This window comes from Streptomyces sp. NPDC003720 (assembly GCF_042875075.1).
In the GTDB taxonomy this organism is placed as follows: domain Bacteria; phylum Actinomycetota; class Actinomycetes; order Streptomycetales; family Streptomycetaceae; genus Streptomyces.
Genome location: NZ_JBIANZ010000008.1, coordinates 24,412 through 41,984 on the forward strand (window position 1 = coordinate 24,412; position 17,573 = coordinate 41,984).

General features: G+C 72.7%; 18 protein-coding genes. 11 read left to right on the top strand and 7 right to left on the bottom strand.

Annotation, left to right across the window (positions count from 1 at the left end):
* Positions 1-380: 380 nt before the first annotated feature.
* Both ACFYU0_RS22330 and ACFYU0_RS22335 read left to right on the top strand, forming a co-directional pair.
* A complete protein-coding gene (locus ACFYU0_RS22330) occupies positions 381-737 on the top strand; it encodes a YciI family protein (RefSeq protein ID WP_351672059.1) in 357 nt (118 codons plus the stop codon).
* Between the two features lie 44 nt (positions 738-781).
* The gene (locus tag ACFYU0_RS22335; protein WP_389303686.1) at positions 782-2,035 is read left to right on the top strand and encodes an RNA polymerase sigma factor; all 1,254 of its coding nucleotides are present in this window, start codon (positions 782-784) and stop codon (positions 2,033-2,035) included.
* Positions 2,036-2,052: 17 nt separating this feature from the next.
* Here ACFYU0_RS22335 and ACFYU0_RS22340 read toward each other — a convergent pair whose 3' ends face one another.
* Positions 2,053-3,219 carry a methyltransferase domain-containing protein gene (locus tag ACFYU0_RS22340; protein ID WP_351672065.1) on the bottom strand — a complete coding sequence of 389 codons (1,167 nt, stop codon included), beginning with the start codon at positions 3,217-3,219 and terminating at the stop codon, positions 2,053-2,055.
* A gap of 90 nt (positions 3,220-3,309) precedes the next feature.
* Between ACFYU0_RS22340 and ACFYU0_RS22345 the strand changes: the two genes are divergently transcribed.
* From ACFYU0_RS22345 to groL, 4 genes are all read left to right on the top strand, one after another.
* The gene (locus ACFYU0_RS22345) at positions 3,310-4,257 is read left to right on the top strand and encodes a polysaccharide deacetylase family protein (protein ID WP_351672067.1); all 948 of its coding nucleotides are present in this window, start codon (positions 3,310-3,312) and stop codon (positions 4,255-4,257) included.
* A 29-nt stretch (positions 4,258-4,286) separates the two neighbouring features.
* Positions 4,287-5,099: a polysaccharide deacetylase family protein gene (locus ACFYU0_RS22350; protein ID WP_389303690.1), complete on the top strand. Its 813-nt coding sequence runs from the start codon at positions 4,287-4,289 to the stop codon at positions 5,097-5,099.
* 230 nt (positions 5,100-5,329) lie between these two features.
* Positions 5,330-5,638: a co-chaperone GroES gene (gene groES / locus ACFYU0_RS22355; protein ID WP_020132158.1), complete on the top strand. Its 309-nt coding sequence runs from the start codon at positions 5,330-5,332 to the stop codon at positions 5,636-5,638.
* Positions 5,639-5,760: 122 nt separating this feature from the next.
* Positions 5,761-7,386, top strand: a complete 1,626-nt coding sequence (groL, locus tag ACFYU0_RS22360; RefSeq protein ID WP_389303693.1) for a chaperonin GroEL — start codon at positions 5,761-5,763, stop codon at positions 7,384-7,386.
* A gap of 75 nt (positions 7,387-7,461) precedes the next feature.
* On the opposite strand, the gene ACFYU0_RS22365 is transcribed toward groL, so the two are convergent.
* Positions 7,462-7,941 carry a carboxymuconolactone decarboxylase family protein gene (locus ACFYU0_RS22365; RefSeq protein ID WP_351672076.1) on the bottom strand — a complete coding sequence of 160 codons (480 nt, stop codon included), beginning with the start codon at positions 7,939-7,941 and terminating at the stop codon, positions 7,462-7,464.
* Between the two features lie 190 nt (positions 7,942-8,131).
* Here ACFYU0_RS22365 and ACFYU0_RS22370 point away from each other — a divergent pair, with 190 nt between their 5' ends.
* Positions 8,132-9,049 carry an RNA polymerase sigma-70 factor gene (locus tag ACFYU0_RS22370; protein ID WP_389303698.1) on the top strand — a complete coding sequence of 306 codons (918 nt, stop codon included), beginning with the start codon at positions 8,132-8,134 and terminating at the stop codon, positions 9,047-9,049.
* Positions 9,050-9,228: 179 nt separating this feature from the next.
* Here ACFYU0_RS22370 and ACFYU0_RS22375 read toward each other — a convergent pair whose 3' ends face one another.
* From ACFYU0_RS22375 to ACFYU0_RS22390, 4 genes are all read right to left on the bottom strand, one after another.
* Positions 9,229-9,723, bottom strand: a complete 495-nt coding sequence (locus tag ACFYU0_RS22375; RefSeq protein WP_351672082.1) for a DUF3293 domain-containing protein — start codon at positions 9,721-9,723, stop codon at positions 9,229-9,231.
* 182 nt (positions 9,724-9,905) lie between these two features.
* Positions 9,906-10,613 carry an ester cyclase gene (locus ACFYU0_RS22380; RefSeq protein ID WP_389303701.1) on the bottom strand — a complete coding sequence of 236 codons (708 nt, stop codon included), beginning with the start codon at positions 10,611-10,613 and terminating at the stop codon, positions 9,906-9,908.
* 73 nt (positions 10,614-10,686) lie between these two features.
* Positions 10,687-11,460: an SDR family NAD(P)-dependent oxidoreductase gene (locus tag ACFYU0_RS22385; RefSeq protein WP_389303703.1), complete on the bottom strand. Its 774-nt coding sequence runs from the start codon at positions 11,458-11,460 to the stop codon at positions 10,687-10,689.
* Between the two features lie 52 nt (positions 11,461-11,512).
* The gene (locus ACFYU0_RS22390) at positions 11,513-12,181 is read right to left on the bottom strand and encodes an MOSC domain-containing protein (protein ID WP_389303706.1); all 669 of its coding nucleotides are present in this window, start codon (positions 12,179-12,181) and stop codon (positions 11,513-11,515) included.
* An 80-nt stretch (positions 12,182-12,261) separates the two neighbouring features.
* On the opposite strand from ACFYU0_RS22390, the gene ACFYU0_RS22395 reads away from it, so the two are divergent.
* Complete coding sequence (locus ACFYU0_RS22395; RefSeq protein WP_351672094.1) at positions 12,262-13,161, top strand: LysR family transcriptional regulator; 900 nt, start codon at positions 12,262-12,264, stop codon at positions 13,159-13,161.
* A gap of 92 nt (positions 13,162-13,253) precedes the next feature.
* On the opposite strand, the gene ACFYU0_RS22400 is transcribed toward ACFYU0_RS22395, so the two are convergent.
* Positions 13,254-13,583 (bottom strand): WhiB family transcriptional regulator, encoded by a 330-nt coding sequence (locus ACFYU0_RS22400; protein WP_199211640.1) that lies wholly within the window; start codon positions 13,581-13,583, stop codon positions 13,254-13,256.
* A gap of 381 nt (positions 13,584-13,964) precedes the next feature.
* On the opposite strand from ACFYU0_RS22400, the gene ACFYU0_RS22405 reads away from it, so the two are divergent.
* The 3 genes from ACFYU0_RS22405 to guaB all read left to right on the top strand — a co-directional run bounded on the left by ACFYU0_RS22405 (position 13,965) and on the right by guaB (position 17,471).
* A complete protein-coding gene (locus tag ACFYU0_RS22405) occupies positions 13,965-14,576 on the top strand; it encodes a response regulator transcription factor (protein WP_003948568.1) in 612 nt (203 codons plus the stop codon).
* A gap of 638 nt (positions 14,577-15,214) precedes the next feature.
* Positions 15,215-15,802, top strand: a complete 588-nt coding sequence (locus ACFYU0_RS22410; protein WP_351672097.1) for a sigma-70 family RNA polymerase sigma factor — start codon at positions 15,215-15,217, stop codon at positions 15,800-15,802.
* A gap of 163 nt (positions 15,803-15,965) precedes the next feature.
* A complete protein-coding gene (gene guaB / locus ACFYU0_RS22415; RefSeq protein WP_351672100.1) occupies positions 15,966-17,471 on the top strand; it encodes an IMP dehydrogenase in 1,506 nt (501 codons plus the stop codon).
* Positions 17,472-17,573 lie beyond the last annotated feature (102 nt).

Consider the following 17,573-nt stretch of genomic DNA (forward strand, 5'->3'; position numbering starts at 1 on the left):
GAAGTTGACGTTTTGACAGGTGGGGCGTGCGCGCCCACACTCCTCCGAAGTCAATCGGTTGTACGGCCGAAACTTTCGGAGGCACCCCCGCCATGAGAACCTCCAGAACCCCCCTTACGCGCCTGCCCGGCCGCCCTGGTCGCCGCCGCGGCCCTGCTCACGGCCGGCGTCGGCACCGCCCGCGCCGCCGACCCGCCGCTGCGCGACCTCGCCGCGGCCAGTGGCAGGGTCACGGCTCTGACCCTTTCCGCCGCCCGTCGCGGACGGCCGGAGAAGTTCTCCGGAAGATTTTTCCGCGCGGCTGTCGATCCGGCCGTCTCCCGTTCGACGCATGGGTGAGCGGCGGGGAACGACCCCGCCGCCCGGACCGAGGAGTCACCATGCCCCGTTACCTGTCGCTCGTGCGCATCGACGAGGCCTCCGCCCCCGCCGAGGGCCCCAGCGAGGAACTGATGCGGCGGATGGGCGAGCTGATCGAGGAGATCACCAAGGCCGGCGTCATGCTCGACACCGCCGGGCTCACCCCCTCCGCCCAGGGCTCCCGGGTGCGCTGGGAGGGCGGGAAGATCTCCGTCACCGACGGGCCCTTCACCGAGTCCAAGGAGGTCGTCGGCGGCTACGCGCTCATGCAGTGCAAGGACATGGCCGAGGCCGTGGAGTGGACCAAGCGGTTCCTGAAGACCCACGAGGAGTTCTGGACCGTCACCTGTGAGGTCCGGGAGATCGCCGAGGGCTGAGGCCGCTTGGCTCCGGCGGCCCGGGGGGTGTTGCATGGTGGGCTGTGGAAGCACAGCCCACCGCGGCACACGCCATCGAGACCGTCTTCCGGCTGGAGTCCCCGCGCGTCGTCGCCGGCGTCGCCCGGATCGTGCGGGATGTCGGCCTCGCCGAGGAACTCGCGCAGGACGCGCTGGTCGTCGCCCTGGAGCGGTGGCCCCGGGACGGCGTGCCCGACAACCCCGGCGCCTGGCTCATGGCCACCGCCCGGCACCGCGCCGTCGACCTGGTCCGGCGCCGCGAGACCTACGCCCGCAAGCTCGCGGAGGTCGGCCGGACCCTGCCGGACACGGTCCCGGCGCAGGAGCCCGCCGACCCGGACGGCATCGACGACGACCTGCTGCGGCTCGTCTTCACCACCTGCCACCCGGTGCTGTCGCCCGAGGCCCGCATCGCCCTCACCCTGCGCCTGCTCGGCGGCCTCACCACGGCGGAGATCGCCCGCGCCCACCTGGTCCCGGAGGCGACGGTCGCCCAGCGCATCGTCCGCGCCAAACGCACCCTCGCGACCCGCGGCGTCGCCTTCGAGGTGCCGTACGGACCCGACCGCGAGGCCCGCCTCGGCTCGGTCCTCGACGTCATCTACCTGATCTTCAACGAGGGCTACGCGGCCACCGCCGGCGACGACCTGCTGCGCCCCGGGCTCTGTGAGGACGCCCTGCGGCTGGCCCGGCTGCTGTCCGCCCTGATGCCCAAGGAACCGGAGGTGCACGGCCTGACCGCACTGCTGGAGTTCCAGGCCTCGCGCACCGCCGCCCGCACCGCCCCCGACGGCACCCCGGTCCTGCTGAAGGACCAGAACCGGCGCCGCTGGAACCGCATGCTCGTCACCCGCGGCATCGAGGCCCTCGCCCGCGCCGACGCCACCGCCGCCGGCGCACCCGGCCCCTACGCCCTCCAGGCGGCCATCGCCGCCTGCCACGCGCACGCGTACTCCTACGCGGAGACCGATTGGCGGACCATCGCCACCCTCTACGCGCTGCTCGCCGCCCGCGCCCCGTCGCCGGTCGTCGAGCTCAACCGCGCGGTCGCCGTGTCGATGGCCGAGGGACCGGCCGAAGCGCTCGGGCTCGTCGACGCCCTGGCCGCCGAACCCGCCCTGCGCGACTACCACCTGCTGCCCAGCGTCCGCGCCGACCTGCTGTCCCGCCTCGGCCGCACGGCGGAGGCCCGCGCGGAGTTCGAACGCGCCGCCTCCCTCACCCGCAACGAACGCGAACGCGCCCTGCTGCTGGCCCGGGCCGCGGAGGCCGGCTGAGGGCCCGGACGCGGCGCTCAGCGCGCCGGCCGGCCGACCAGCATCGTCGGGGCTCCCGCCACCCGGGTCAGGAAGACCGTGGCCGAGTGGGGGCCCTGCGGTTTGACCTTTCTGCGCAGCTCCTCCGGCTCGACCGCCGAGCCCCGCTTCTTCACGGTCAGGATGCCGACCTCGCGCTCGCGCAGCAGCGCCTTGAGCTTCTTGACGTTGAACGGGAGCCGGTCGGTGATCTCGTAGGCGGTGGCGTACGGGGTGCCGTGCAGCTCGTCGGAGGTGACGTAGGCGATGGTCGGGTCGATCAGACCACCGTCCAGGTCCTCTGCCACCTCGGCGACCAGGTGGGCGCGGATCACGGCGCCGTCGGGCTCGTACAGGTACCGGCCCACCGGGCGTACCCCGGGGTCGGGCAGGCCCCGGCCGGGCAGGGTGCGCGGGCCCGGCAGCAGGGTGGCCCGCACGGTGCCGGGCGCCCCGGCGCCGAACCACAGCACCGCCTCCTTGACGTCCCCGCCGTCCGAGATCCACTCGGCCTCCGCCTCGGCCGGGATCGCCTCGTGCGGGACGCCGGGCGCGATCTTCAGGGCGGCCCGCGGCGCCTTCAGGGCCGCTCCGACGGCCCACGACAGCGGCGGCGAGTAGGCCTCGGGGTCGAAGACGCGGCCCCGGCCGCCGCGCCGGGCGGGGTCCACGAACACGGCGTCGTGGCCGCCCGTGTCCACGTCGGTCACGTCCGCCTCCCGCACCTCGATCAGCCCGGCGAGCCCCAGCGCCTCGGCGTTGGCCCGGGCCGCGGCCGCCGTCAGCGGGTCGCGGTCCACCGCCAGCACGCGGATCCCGGCCCGGGCCAGGGCGATCGCGTCGCCGCCGATCCCGCAGCACAGGTCGGCGACCGAGGTCACCCCCAGCCCCTTCATCCGCTCGGCGCGGTACGCGGCCACGCTCGCGCGGGTCGACTGCTCGACCCCGTTGGGCGTGAAGAACATCCGACCCGCGTCCTCGGCCCCGAACTTGGCCACCGCCCGCTGCCGCAGCCGCGCCTGGCCCAGCGCCGCCGACACCAGCTCGGCGGGGTGGTCCCGGCGCAGCCGGGTGGCGACGGCCAGTTCGTGCGCGGGGTCGGTGTCACGCACCTCGTCGAGCAAGGCGCGGCCTTCGGGGGTGAGGAGGAGGGCGAGGTCGTTCACCGGGTCATTGTGGGCCAGTCGGTGGATGGTGCGCCTCCTGCGGCGGTGTCGGGCCGGGTTCGGCGCCGGGGCCTGCGAGGATCCGACGCCATGCGAGAAGTAGTACAAAATGACAAAAAGCGGTCGTATGCCGGGCGTTCGTGCCTTCGGGGGGCCGCCCTACGCTGCGGGGCGGCCGCCCTGGCCTCAGCCGCCCTCGTCGCCGGCTGCGGCTCCCCCGGCCAGAGTTCCGGCGCCCACCACGGACCCGGCCACGGCTCCGGCCAGGGCGGCCCCGCCCAGGCGCTCAGCCCCGAGGCGCGCCGCGCCGCCGAACAGGCCCGGCTGGCGGCCGCCGCCCGGCGCTGGAAGCTGGCCCGGGTGCCGCTCACACCCCCGGCTCCGCCGGCCGTCAAGCCGAAGATCACCCCGCGCGACGGCTTCGAGGTGGACGGCCAGGAGGAGGAGAACCTGCCCCCGGTCTTCACCACCGTCCCCACCGGCAAGAAGGTCGTCTTCCTCACCATCGACGACGGCGCCGAGAAGGACCCGGCGTTCCTGCGCATGATGAGCGACCTGAAGATCCCCTACTCGGCCTTCCTCAGCAACTACCTGGTGAAGGACGACTACGGCTACTTCCGCCGGATGCAGTCCGAGGGCCACACCCTCAACAACCACACCCTCACCCACCCGTATCTGCCCGGCCTCTCCTACGAGCAGCAGCGGGACGAGATCTGCGGCATGCAGGACATCATGAAGAAGCAGTTCGGCAAGGCGCCCACGATCTTCCGGCCGCCCTACGGCAACTACAACGGCGACACCCTGCGCGCCGCCAAGTCCTGCGGGATCAAGTACGCGCCGATCTGGGACGAGGAGGTCTTCGTCGACCACTGGGAGTACCGCGACTGGGACCGCAGCCTGCACCCCGGCGACATCGTGCTCACCCACTTCCGCGGCCGCGACGACTGGGACGGCACGATGGTCGACGACATGCGCAGGTTCCTCGACAAGGTCACGCGCGAGGGATACGCCGTGGCGCGCCTGGAGGACTACCTGTGAGGCGCCGGGGGCGGCCGGCGGGCGGCCCGGTGCGAGCGCGGGCCGCCCCGGCGGCCGCGCTCGCCGCGGTCCTCCTGCTCGCCGGCTGCGCCCAGTCGGTCGACCCCATCGAGCGCCTGGGCAAGCGGGCGGCCCAGGGGGCCCGGCCGCCGAGCCCGGCCGCCGGCCAGGCGCACCGCCGCTGGGGCCTGGCCGCCCCGCTCGCCGTCCCGCCCAGCCACCCGGCCCGGCCGCCCGTCGCCCGCCGGGCGGACGCCCCGCCGCCGGTCGTGGACCACGTCGACACCACCGACCGGGTCGTCTTCCTCACCTACGACGACGGCGCCGGGCGGGACCCGCGGTTCGCCGACATGGTCCGCGAACTCCGGCTGCCGGTCAGCCTCTTCCTCGCCGACGGCGTGACGGACCCGGGCCACGGACGGTTCGCCCGGCTGCGCGCGGCCGGCGCCGCGATCGAGAACCGCGCCCCCGGCCACCCCGCGCTGCCCGGACTGCCCTACGCCGAACAGCGCGCCGAGATCTGCGGCCGGCGGGACAGGATCGGCTCCCGCTTCGGCGTCCGCCCCCGGCTCCTGCGGCCGCCCCGCGGCGCCTACGACACCACCACCCTGCGCGCCGCCGCCGCCTGCGGCGTCTCCGCCGTCGTCCTGTGGCGCGCCGCCCTCGGCCCCGACGGCGTCGTCCACCGCAGGGGTGCAGGGCGCCTGACCCCAGGCGACATCGTCCTCGTGGGCCCCGGCGAGGACGGCGGCCCCACCCTGACGGAACGCACCGCCCGCCTGCTGCGCCGCGCCCAGCGCCAGGGCCTGACGGTGGCCCGCCTCGAGGACTACCTGGCCTGACCACGCCCGCCCGGGGCACCCCCCAGCGGCCCCGGCCGGCCGACGCGCCGCACCGCCATTGGCACTCCGCTTGACCGAGTGCTAATCGCGGTCATAGTCTCGGCTCTGGCACTCGGCAGATGAGAGTGCCAACCAGCGACGGGCAGGTCCGGCACCCGCGACGACGGATCCACCTGGTCGCCACCCCAGACAGTTAACCCCGTGAGATCTCCGAAGGGGGAGGTCGGACCGTGACGACCACCAGCTCCAAGGTTGCCATCAAGCCGCTCGAGGACCGCATCGTGGTCCAGCCGCTCGACGCCGAGCAGACCACCGCCTCTGGCCTGGTCATCCCGGACACCGCGAAGGAGAAGCCCCAGGAGGGCGCCGTCCTCGCCGTGGGCCCGGGCCGCTTCGAGAACGGCGAGCGCCTGCCGCTCGACGTCAAGGTCGGCGACGTCGTCCTGTACAGCAAGTACGGCGGCACCGAGGTGAAGTACAACGGCGAGGAGTACCTCGTCCTCTCGGCTCGCGACGTCCTCGCGATCATCGAGAAGTAAGTCACCTCGAGCACTTTTGATGCTTGACGCTGCGCCCCTGGCCCCCGCGACCACATAAGAGCCGGGCGCCCGGGGCGCAGTGCCTTTTTCACCCACAGATTTCCGAGAGGGCTCCCGCTGTCATGGCGAAGATCCTGAAGTTCGACGAGGACGCCCGTCGCGCCCTCGAGCGCGGCGTCAACAAGCTGGCCGACACGGTGAAGGTGACGATCGGCCCCAAGGGCCGCAACGTCGTCATCGACAAGAAGTTCGGCGCGCCCACCATCACCAACGACGGTGTCACGATCGCCCGTGAGGTCGAGATCGAGGACCCGTACGAGAACCTCGGCGCCCAGCTGGTGAAGGAGGTGGCGACCAAGACCAACGACATCGCTGGTGACGGCACCACCACCGCCACCGTGCTGGCCCAGGCGCTGGTGCGCGAGGGTCTGCGCAACGTCGCCGCCGGCGCCTCCCCGGCCCTGCTCAAGAAGGGCATCGACGCCGCGGTCAAGGCCGTCTCCGAGGACCTGCTCGCCTCGGCGCGCCCGATCGACGAGAAGTCCGACATCGCCGCCGTCGCCGCGCTGTCCGCCCAGGACCAGCAGGTCGGCGAGCTGATCGCCGAGGCCATGGACAAGGTCGGCAAGGACGGTGTCATCACCGTCGAGGAGTCCAACACCTTCGGTCTGGAGCTGGACTTCACCGAGGGCATGGCCTTCGACAAGGGCTACCTGTCGCCGTACTTCGTCACCGACCAGGAGCGTATGGAGGCCGTCCTCGACGACCCGTACATCCTGATCAACCAGGGCAAGATCAGCTCCATCCAGGACCTGCTGCCGCTGCTGGAGAAGGTCATCCAGTCGGGCGCCTCCAAGCCGCTGCTGATCATCGCCGAGGACGTCGACGGCGAGGCCCTGTCGACCCTGGTCGTCAACAAGATCCGCGGCACCTTCAACGCCGTCGCGGTGAAGGCCCCGGGCTTCGGCGACCGCCGCAAGGCCATGCTCCAGGACATCGCCACCCTCACCGGCGGCACCGTCATCTCCGAGGAGGTCGGCCTCAAGCTCGACCAGGTCGGTCTGGACGTGCTCGGCTCCGCCCGCCGCGTGACCGTCACCAAGGACGACACCACGATCGTCGACGGCGGCGGCAACTCCGGCGACGTCGCGGGCCGCGTCGCGCAGATCAAGGCCGAGATCGAGAACACCGACTCCGACTGGGACCGCGAGAAGCTCCAGGAGCGCCTCGCGAAGCTGGCCGGCGGCGTGTGCGTGATCAAGGTCGGCGCCGCCACCGAGGTGGAGCTGAAGGAGAAGAAGCACCGTCTGGAGGACGCCATCTCCGCGACCCGCGCCGCGGTCGAGGAGGGCATCGTCTCCGGTGGTGGCTCCGCTCTGGTCCACGCCGTCAAGGTCCTCGAGGGCAACCTCGACAAGACCGGCGACGAGGCCACCGGTGTCGCGGTCGTCCGCCGCGCCGCCGTCGAGCCGCTCCGCTGGATCGCGGAGAACGCCGGCCTCGAGGGCTACGTCATCGTCTCCAAGGTGGCCGAGCTCGAGAAGGGCAGCGGCTACAACGCCGCCTCCGGCGAGTACGGCGACCTGATCAAGGCCGGCGTCATCGACCCGGTCAAGGTCACCCGCTCCGCCCTGGAGAACGCCGCCTCCATCGCCTCCCTCCTGCTCACGACCGAGACCCTGGTCGTCGAGAAGAAGGAAGAGGAGGAGCCGGCCGCGGCGGGCCACGGCCACGGCCACGCCCACTGAGGCACATCGGCGACGAGGCCCGGCACCCTTCGGGGTGCCGGGCCTCCCGCGTTCTCCGGCCCGGAAGCCCGCCGATCAGCTCGTCAGGGTGTCGAACATCCCCGGCTCGTACGAACCCCCGGGGTTGTGCACGATCACGTTCATCCGGGTGGACGCGTTGATCAGGGCGACCACGCAGACCAGCGCGCCGATCTGCTCGTCGTCGAAGTGCCTGCGCACCTCGGCCCACGTCTCGTCGGACACGCCCCGGTCGCCGAGCAGTGTGCCCTCCTCGGCGAGCGCCAGCGCGGCCCGCTCCGCCTCGGTGAACACGGTGGAGTGGCGCCAGGCGGCGACCAGGTGCAGCCGGAGCGCGGACTCACCGGCGGCCGCGGCCTCCTTGGTGTGGATGTCGACGCAGAAGCCGCAGCCGTTGAGCTGACCGACCCTCAGCTCCACCAGCTCCCGCAGGGCCTTCGGCAGCGTCGAATCCTCCAGGGCCAGCGACGTGCCGTAGAAGCGCTTGACGACCTTCGCGGCGGTCGGGCTGTCGAGCAGGTTGAAACGGGGTTCCATGGCCTTGTCCTCACTCGTGCGGTACCGCCGCGCGGATCGTTCGCGGCGTCCTGACGACCACGAGACGCCGCCCGCCCGGACCGTGTGACAGCCCCGGCGTGTGACGCGGTCCACCCGCCGTGGTGTCACACTCCGGCCGGTCGCGGCGTCTTGTGCGTGACACGGACGAGAGCCGACAGGGGAGTGGGCCATGACCGAGCAGAGCGCGCACACGGACGACACCACCGGGCCGTCCGCCGGCCCGGACCCCGCCACGGAGACCTTCGTCGCGCACCGCAACCTGCTGTTCACCGTCGCCTACGAGATGCTCGGCTCGGCCGCCGACGCCGAGGACGTCCTCCAGGAGACCTGGCTGCGCTGGGCCGGCGTCGACCTCGGCGCGGTGCGCGACCGGCGTGCCTACCTGGTCCGCGTCACCACCCGCCAGGCGCTGACCCGGCTGCGCACGCTCCGCCGCCGCAAGGAGTCCTACGTCGGCCCCTGGCTCCCCGAGCCGCTGCTGACCGCGCCGGACGTGGCCGAGGACGTCGAGCTGGCCGACAGCGTCTCCATGGCGATGCTGCTGGTGCTGGAGACGCTGTCGCCGACCGAGCGCGCGGTGTTCGTCCTGCGCGAGGTGTTCGACCTGAGGTACGACGAGATCGCCGAGGCCGTCGACAAGAACCCGGCTGCGGTCCGCCAGATCGCCCACCGGGCACGGGCCCACGTGGCGGCCCGCCGTCCCCGCGAGGCCGTCTCCCCGGACCACGCCCGCGACGCGCTCGCGGCGTTCCGGCGGGCCGTCGAGACCGGGGACCCGAGGGGCCTGCTCGACCTGATCGCACCGGACGTCGTCCTGCTGACCGACGGCGGCGGAGCCGTACCGGCCGCCCTGCGGCCCGTGGTGGGCGCCGCCGAGGTCATCCGGGTCCTGAACCGGATCGACACCGGGGTCTCCGTGCGACCGGCCCAGGTCAACGGCCACCCGGCCCTGCTCCTGCACCGCGGCGACGAACTCGACACCGTCATCGCCTTCCGCCTCGACGCCGGCCTCGTCACGGGCCTCTACGCGGTCCGCAACCCGGAGAAGCTGTCCCGGATCGGCCGGGAGACGGCGATCAGCCGGTGAGCAGCGGCGGGACGGGGGCGCCGGAGGCGCGCGCCGGCACATGTGGGCCAGTACGTCACCTCGCCCGGGAAGCCCTCCGCCCCGACCCGCTCCGCCGGGGGACCGGCGAGGCGCCTGCCGCAGCACGGACAGGGGACCGGCGTACGGATCGGGCCCCCTGTCGCTCTCCTTCCGCCCGCTCAGCGCCTGCCCGGGCCCGCGGGGCGGATCCGCCCGTAGGCCGCCCATCCGCGCACCGCTGCGGCGTCCGTGCCGCAGGCCAGCAGTCGCCAGGCCCGCGGTGTCCAGGCGAAGATCGCGTCCTGGTGGAAGCGGCGGCCGAGGTCACGCGCCGCGTGGTCGCTCAGGCCGACGAGGGCGACGCTCTCCTCACGGTGTGCGCCGCCCGCGTCGCCGCCCACGGCGGGCCACCAGGGGAGACCACGGCGGCGGAGCTCGTCGAGCAACCGGGACTGGGCGCGGCCGTTGTCGCGGTCCGACGCGGTACGGCCCAGCGGGTTCCACGCGGTCACCACGTGGATGGTGGCGCCGTCGGCCGCCGCCGGGAAGGCGCCCTCGGCCGTGCCCGAGGGGCGGGGTTCGACGCGGACGGTACGGTCCGGGAAGCGGATGTCGACGACCGCGGTCTCGTAGTGGATCCAGTTACGGGGCGCGCCGGCTGCGTCGATGTGCACAAGGGCCTCCTGAGGAACGAAGACCCCCTTGCCCGTCGCAGGGAGATCGGTGCTTGAACCCGGCCCGGCCGTGCTCGACCGGGCGGCCGGGCGGCAAGATCTCATGATCGCCGGCCCGGAGGCAAGGGGGTCGTGAAGATCTCGCGGTCGGTGCGAGCCGGGTGCTACCGCTCGACCGCCGCCTACTGCTCCAGCTCGTCCAGCGCCCCGAGCTGCTGCATGAGGCCGAGCTGGTCGTGCTGCCACCAGGTCTCGGTGATCTTGCCGTGGGCGTCGAAGCGGAAGAGGGTCATGCCGGTCATGGTGACCTGGCGGCCGGTCGCCGGGATGCCCAGGAAGTCGCCCGTGTGGGTCGCGTGCCAGGTCCAGCGCGCACAGGCCTGGTCGCCCTGGGCCAGCACGTCGTCGACGGTGAAGGCGAAGTCGAAGGCGGCGCGCCACATCCGGTACTCGCCGCGCACGCTGTCGAGACCGATGGTGTCCTGCGGGTTCACCGGGTCGTGGCTGTGGATGTCCTCGTCCAGCAGGTCGTTGAGCGGCGGCAGCTCGCCCTCGCTCTCCAGCGCCGCGAAGAGCCGCCGTACGGCGTCGAGGCCCAGCTGCTCGTCCCTGACGACGTCCAGGTCGGTGAACGTCGGGGTCTCGTCGCAGAGGGCGGCCATGTCCCGGAAGATCCGTCCGGTCTCCGGGAGGCTCGAGTTCCGCATCGCCTCCTCGTACGACGGGAACTCCACCACCTCGACGATGTGCGACGCGTCCGAGCGGTCCTTGGCGACCACCGCGTGCGTCGCCGTGCGCCGTCCCTTGCTCTGGGTGACCCAGTCGTCCATCAGCCGGTTGATCTCGTCCAGCCGGCTCGTCCTGCACTCGATGAGCTGTACGAAGGTCATGTCACCGCCTCCGGCCCCCCTGGTCGGGTACCGACCCGACCATCCTCCCACCGGATCGGCGGCGCCACCCGTGCTACTGGGGCCCGTACTTGCGGCCCGTCCGCGAGCTGACCCCGCCCAGCAGACCGCGCGGGGTGACCTTCACCAGCCCCATCAGCGCCTTGTAGCGCGGGTCCGGGATGGACACCGACTTCCCGCGCGCGAGGTCGGCCAGCGCCGCCGCGACCAGCTTGTCCGCGTCCAACCACATCCAGCCGGGGATGTTGTCCGTGCCCATCCCGGCCCGCTCGTGGAACTCGGTGCGCACGAAGCCGGGGCACAGCGCCATCAGCCGGACCCCGCTGCCGGCCAGGTCCTTCGCCGCGCCCTGGGTGAACTGCACGACCCACGCCTTCGAGGCGCCGTAGGTGCCCCGGGGCAGGAAGGCGGCCACCGACGCCACGTTGACCACACCGCCCCGGCCGCGCTCGCGCATCGGCCCGGCGGCCGCAGCGGTCAGCCGCAGCACCGCCTCGCAGTGCACCTTGAGCATCCTCAGCTCGTCGGCCATGGGCACGTCGAGGAAGCGGCCCTTGTTGCCGAAGCCGGCGTTGTTGATCAGCAGGTCGACCGGGTTGCGCCGGTCACCGAGCCGGTCGGCCACCCGCTCGATGCCCTTGTCCTCGGCGAGGTCGGCGGTCAGCACCTCCACCTCGACGCCGTGCCGGTCGTGCAGCTCGGTCGCCTGCTCGCGCAGCCGCTTGGTGTCCCGCGCCGCCAGGACGAGGTCGTGCCCGTCCGCCGCGAGGCGGCGCGCGAACGCGGCACCGATCCCCGCCGTCGATCCCGTAATCAGAGCCGTTGTCATGGCCCAAGCGTAGTGACCCGGAGCGGCCGCGTCCGCCGGCGGTGACGGCCGCTCAGCGGGCCCGGTCGGCGACGTACTTCCGGGCCGCGGCCAGGGTCTCGGCGTGCAGCGCCTCGCCGGCCGCGAGCAGCCCGGGCAGCAGTTCCCGCTCGGTGGTGACCGCGCGGAACTGCGTCGCCACGGTCACCCCGTGGTCCGGCCGGTGCAGGATCTCGACGGAGTCGCCCGCCCGTATCTCTCCCGGCTCGATCACCCGCAGGTAGGCGCCGGTCGCGCCCTTCCGGGTGAATCTCCTCACCCATCCCCGTTCGGCCAGATGGCCCTGGAAAGTGCGGCACGGGATGCGTCCGGAGGTGACTTCCAGTACGACCCCGGAACCGATCCGCCAGCGCTCACCGATCAGCGCCCCGGACACGTCCAGGCCGCCCGTCGTCAGGTTCTCGCCGAAGCAGCCGTTGGGCAGCGTCCGGCCCAGCTCGCGCTCCCACTCGTCGAGGTCCTCGCGCGCGAAGGCGTACACCGCCTGGTCGTCACCGCCGTGGTGCCGGGTGTCGCACACCGCGTCCCCGGCGACACCGCTCGCGCCGGTCCCCTTGGGGCCGGGCGCCGCCACCCGCACCGGCCCGTCGGCGGGCCGCTTGTCGATGCCCGTCAGGCCCTGCGGCTGGTCCGTGTACGGCACCGCCCGCGGGCTGCCCAGGTTGACCGAGAGAAGCTTCATGCCGGCACGGTACGGGAGCGGACCCCAAAGCGTCGACGCGATATCGGGTGCCGCACCCAAGCCCGGCTTATGCTTAGGAGGTGATCGAGGCCCGTCATCTCCGCGTCCTGCGCGCCGTCGCCACCACCGGCTCCTTCTCCGCCGCGGGGCGCGAGCTGGGCTGCACCCAGCCCGCCGTCAGCCAGCAGATGAAGGCCCTCGAAGGCTCGGTCGGCACCCCGCTGCTGGTCCGCAGCGGCCGCGAGATGCGGCTGACCCAGGCCGGCGAGGCCCTGGTCCGGCACGCCTCCGGCATCCTCGCCGGGCTCACCGCGGCCGAGGAGGAGGTCGCCGCGATCGCGGGCCTGCGTGCCGGCCGGGTCCGGCTCGTCTCCTTCCCCAGCGGCAGCTCCACCCTGGTGCCCACCGCCCTGGCCGCCCTGCGCGCCGCCCACCCGGGCACCCGCGTCTCCCTGGAGGAGGCCGAGCCGCCGAGATCCGTGGAGCTGCTGCGCGAGGGCGACTGCGACCTGGCGCTCGCCTTCCGCTACGAGGGCGCGGCGGTCGCCGAGGAGTGGGACGACCTCGTCGTACGGCCCCTGCTGACGGACCGCCTGGTCGCCCTGGTGCCCGAGCGGCACCCGCTCGCGCGCGCGGAGTCCGTCGGCATCGGGGAGCTGGCCCGGGAGCCCTGGATCGCGGGCTGCCCGCGCTGTCGCGGCCAGTTGGTCGAGGTGTGCGAGAGCGCCGGCTTCACGCCACGCATCGACTTCGCCACCGACGACTACCCGGCGGTGGTCGGCCTGGTGGGCGCGGGACTCGGGGTCGCCGTCCTGCCGCAGCTCGCGGTGGAGTCGGTACGGCCGAGAGGGGTGCGCACGGTGGGCCTGGAACCGGCGGTCCGGCGGCAGATCGTCGCCCTCACCCTGCCCGACCTGGCACAGGTGCCGGCCGTGGCGGCGACGCTGGAGCAGCTCGCCCGGGCGGCCGGGCGGGAGTAGGGGTACGGCGGCAGAGTCACGGGCACGCGGTCGGCGTGCCCGGTGGGGGGATGGGAAGCACCCGGTGGTCTGTGGGTGCAGAAACGTTTCCTTCAGTGATGAGGGGCGGTGTCGCCGCTGGTGGTCGAGGCCGCCACCAGACGGTTGCGGGCCCGCCCCATCAACTCCTCACGCTCGTCCTCGGTCAGGCCGCCCCAGACTCCGTACGGCTCGCGTACCGCCAGCGCATGCGCGGCGCACTCCGCACGGACCGGGCACCTCATGCAGACCTCCTTGGCCGAGTTCTCTCGAGCGCTCCGAGCCGCCCCGCGCTCGCCCTCAGGGTGAAAGAAGAGCGAGCTGTCCACTCCGCGGCAGGCAGCCAGCAGCTGCCAGTCCCATAGGTCCGCGTTCGGTCCGGGAAGGCGGGAGAAATCTGCCATTACGTGACCCCTTGTAGCCGTTCTGGGCGGATCCGGTGCCAACGACCGTACATCTCCGGTCTAAGGAGATGAAAATATGACTCATTGCGAATCTAGCTCCAGACACTGAGAAATGGGAGCAAAAGCGACTAAATGGGGCATAGGTTGTGATGAAAAGTTGAGAGTCCGTTCGGCATGTCTGCACCGTGTCGAGACCCTCACGTAGAGTGCCGAAGACGGCATGTAGCCCCGTAACTCTTTCGAGTGACCGTCGTTGAGAGTGCGGAGGCGGTTGAAAACACAAGCGCTCGGGCAGGCGTCCGAGGCGGTCGACCGCACAGGTGACGATTCCGTACCAGCCTGGAGGCTCAAGGTGACGCGCATCAGCTGCGGAGGGCGGTCATGACTTCCGTCCTCGTCTGCGACGACTCCCCGCTTGCCCGAGAGGCGCTGCGCCGCGCGGTGGCGACCGTGCCCGGCGTCGAGCGCGTGACCACGGCGGCCAACGGCGAGGAAGTCCTCCGCCGCTGGGGCGCCGACCGCTCCGACCTGATCCTGATGGACGTGCGCATGCCCGGCCTGGGCGGCGTCGAGACCGTGCGCCGCCTGCTGTCCGCCGACCCGGGCGCGCGCATCATCATGCTGACGGTCGCCGAGGACCTCGACGGTGTGGCCCTCGCGGTCGCCGCCGGCGCCCGCGGCTACCTGCACAAGGACGCCTCGCGCGCGGAGCTGCGCGCCACGGTGACGCAGGCCCTCGCCGACCCCACCTGGCGGCTGGCGCCGCGCCGTCTGCGCTCGGCGGAGATGGGCGCGGCGCCCACCCTCACCGCACGCGAGATCCAGGTGCTGGAGGGCATGAGCCACGGCCGCTCCAACGCCGAGATCGGCCGTGAGCTGTTCCTCTCCGAGGACACCGTGAAGACGCACGCCCGCCGCCTGTTCAAGAAGCTCGGCGCCTCGGACCGGGCCCACGCGGTGGCACTCGGCTTCCGCTGGGGACTGGTCCGGTAGCGCGCGCCGCGGCACACGGCCGCGGCCGGCCCCCGGCGGTCCCCGTCGGCATGCGACGGACGGGCCGAAGCGCGGCCGGGGGCGAGGCGGTGCGGTGGCGGGACGGCGGGCGGGTGCGAGTGCCGCTCGGCGACCTGTCGGCAGCCGCCCGCGGCGCGGGTCCGTGACCCGTGTCCGTGGCCGGAGGTCACGCGACCGAAGGGCGCGCAGCCGTTCGAGCGAGGCTGTTGTCCCGTCGTGTGCGTGGTGACTGTGGGTGACGGGTCCGGCCTCCGCCGGACTCCGGGGCCGGTCCTCCGGTCGCCTCCCCGGCGATCGGCCGGTCGGCTGCCATCCGCCGCGACGGCTCGGCCGCTCGCCGCCGGTCCGCCGACCGGGGTGCGAAGCGCGCGGGCACGGGCTGCCGGCGGGCGGTGGGAGGCGCGTGGACGGAGCCGGGCGAGGCGGTCCGCGGACGCCCGCTGCTCGTTTCGGCGCGGATGCCGCATCCTTGAGTTGTGGAGTCTCTCGGGGACGAGTCGGTCGAGCGGAAGGGGAGGGCGCAGGGGATGAGTGCCGGCGCACCTACTCATAACGCTTCGGTGCACAACCACGGGCACGATGCGACGGACCCATCGGCCGCAGGGCACCATGGACCGATGCGCGACGACGAGGCGGGCACGGCCCCTGGGGCGTTCGGTGCGCTCGTGCATCGCGCCGTCGACGGCGACGCCCAGGCCACGCACGACCTGCTCGCGCACGTCCACCCCCTGGCGCTGCGCTACTGCCGCACCCGGCTGTCCCGGCTGCCCGGCGACGCGCGCCACTTCGTGGAGGACCTCGCCCAGGAGGTCTGCGTCGCGGTGCTGCTCGCCCTGCCCCGCTACCGGGACACCGGCCGCCCCTTCGAGGCCTTCGTCTTCGCCATCGCCTCGCACAAGGTGGCCGACCTCCAGCGCGCCGCGATGCGCCACCCGGGCTCCACGGCCGTCCCCTCGGACGAGATGCCGGAGCGCCCTGACGACTCCCTCGGCCCCGAGGAGCGCGCCCTGCTCAGCAGCGACGCCGAGTGGGCCAAGAAACTGCTGGCCAACCTGCCCGAGAACCAGCGGGAGCTGCTCCTGCTGCGCATCGCCGTGGGCTTGACCGCGGAGGAGACGGGGCAGATGTTGGGAATGTCACCCGGCGCGGTCCGGGTCGCCCAGCACCGGGCGCTCAGCCGCCTGCGCGCGCTGGCCGAGCAGTAACCCCCTGGACGGAGCCGTCGGAGCTCCCTCCGCTGAACGGGCACGCCCCCGTTCCCGTACGAACATACGAAGCCTGAAGCGGCGCCCTGACGTGGAATTTGCTAGCGAAGCTTGCCGTTAGCATGGACATCCGCACCGATCAAGGCCATTTGGGGAAGGTGTCATGACTGCAAACGTCGACGGAGTGCCCGGAAAATTCGCGACACTCGGGCTGACCTACGACGACGTGCTGCTGCTGCCGGGCGCATCCGAGGTGCTCCCCAACGCGGTCGACACCTCGTCCCGCATCTCCCGCAACGTCCGGGTGAACATCCCGCTGCTCTCGGCGGCGATGGACAAGGTGACCGAGTCCCGCATGGCGATCGCGATGGCGCGGCTGGGCGGCGTCGGCGTGCTGCACCGCAACCTCTCCGTCGAGGACCAGGTCAACCAGGTCGACCTGGTGAAGCGGTCCGAGTCCGGCATGGTCACCGACCCGATCACGGTGCACCCCGAGGCCACGCTCGCCGAGGCGGACGCGCTGTGCGCCAAGTTCCGCATCAGCGGTGTGCCGGTCACCAACCCCGCCGGCAAGCTGCTCGGCATCGTGACCAACCGCGACATGGCCTTCGAGAGCGACCGCACCCGCCGCGTGCACGAGGTCATGACCCCGATGCCGCTGGTCACCGGCAAGGTCGGCATCTCCGGCCCGGAGGCCATGGAGCTGCTGCGGAAGCACAAGATCGAGAAGCTGCCGCTGGTGGACGACGAGGGCGTCCTCAAGGGCCTGATCACGGTCAAGGACTTCGTCAAGGCCGAGAAGTACCCCAACGCCGCGAAGGACGCCGAGGGCCGGCTGCTCGTCGGCGCAGCGGTCGGCGCCAGCCCCGAGGCGCTGGAGCGCGCCCAGGCGCTGGCCGGGGCCGGTGTGGACTTCCTGGTCGTCGACACCTCGCACGGCCACAACAGCAACGCCCTGAGCTGGATGTCCAAGATCAAGTCGAGCGTGAACGTCGACGTGGTCGGCGGCAACGTCGCCACCCGCGACGGCGCCCAGGCGCTGATCGACGCCGGTGTGGACGGCATCAAGGTGGGCGTCGGCCCGGGCTCGATCTGCACCACCCGAGTCGTCGCCGGCATCGGCGTCCCGCAGGTCACCGCCATCTACGAGGCCTCCCTCGCGGCCCGTTCCGCCGGTGTCCCGCTGATCGGCGACGGCGGCCTGCAGTACTCCGGCGACATCGGCAAGGCGCTGGCCGCCGGCGCCGACACGGTGATGCTGGGCAGCCTCCTCGCCGGCTGTGAGGAGTCCCCGGGCGAGCTGCTCTTCATCAACGGCAAGCAGTTCAAGTCGTACCGCGGCATGGGCTCGCTGGGCGCCATGCAGTCCCGCGGCCAGGGCCGGTCGTACTCCAAGGACCGCTACTTCCAGGCCGACGTCACCGCCGACGAGAAGCTCGTGCCCGAGGGCGTCGAGGGCCAGGTGCCCTACCGCGGCCCGCTCGCCAACGTGCTGCACCAGCTCGTCGGCGGCCTGCGCCAGACCATGGGCTACGTGGGTGCCGCCACCATCGAGGAGATGGAGTCCAAGGGCCGCTTCGTGCGGATCACCTCGGCGGGTCTGAAGGAGAGCCACCCGCATGACATCCAGATGACGGTCGAGGCGCCGAACTACAGCAACAAGAAGTGACGCACGCGCGCGCGTGACGGGTATCGGCGGCGGCCCCGGAACCTCCGGGGCCGCCGTTGCCGTGCCCGTCGGCGATACTGGAAGACGCTGAACGCATCAGGG

Bases quoted from the DNA above. Each gene is read 5' to 3' on its own strand.
- ACFYU0_RS22410 (WP_351672097.1), top strand. From the start codon at position 15,215: ATGCGCGACGACGAGGCGGGCACGGCCCCTGGGGCGTTCGGTGCGCTC.
- ACFYU0_RS22370 (WP_389303698.1), top strand. From the start codon at position 8,132: ATGACCGAGCAGAGCGCGCACACGGACGACACCACCGGGCCGTCCGCC.
- groL (WP_389303693.1), top strand. From the start codon at position 5,761: ATGGCGAAGATCCTGAAGTTCGACGAGGACGCCCGTCGCGCCCTCGAG.
- guaB (WP_351672100.1), top strand. From the start codon at position 15,966: ATGACTGCAAACGTCGACGGAGTGCCCGGAAAATTCGCGACACTCGGG.
- ACFYU0_RS22365 (WP_351672076.1), bottom strand. From the start codon at position 7,941: ATGGAACCCCGTTTCAACCTGCTCGACAGCCCGACCGCCGCGAAGGTC.
- ACFYU0_RS22405 (WP_003948568.1), top strand. From the start codon at position 13,965: ATGACTTCCGTCCTCGTCTGCGACGACTCCCCGCTTGCCCGAGAGGCG.
- ACFYU0_RS22330 (WP_351672059.1), top strand. From the start codon at position 381: ATGCCCCGTTACCTGTCGCTCGTGCGCATCGACGAGGCCTCCGCCCCC.
- ACFYU0_RS22390 (WP_389303706.1), bottom strand. From the start codon at position 12,181: ATGAAGCTTCTCTCGGTCAACCTGGGCAGCCCGCGGGCGGTGCCGTAC.
- ACFYU0_RS22385 (WP_389303703.1), bottom strand. From the start codon at position 11,460: ATGACAACGGCTCTGATTACGGGATCGACGGCGGGGATCGGTGCCGCG.
- ACFYU0_RS22380 (WP_389303701.1), bottom strand. From the start codon at position 10,613: ATGACCTTCGTACAGCTCATCGAGTGCAGGACGAGCCGGCTGGACGAG.
- ACFYU0_RS22400 (WP_199211640.1), bottom strand. From the start codon at position 13,583: ATGGCAGATTTCTCCCGCCTTCCCGGACCGAACGCGGACCTATGGGAC.
- ACFYU0_RS22345 (WP_351672067.1), top strand. From the start codon at position 3,310: ATGCGAGAAGTAGTACAAAATGACAAAAAGCGGTCGTATGCCGGGCGT.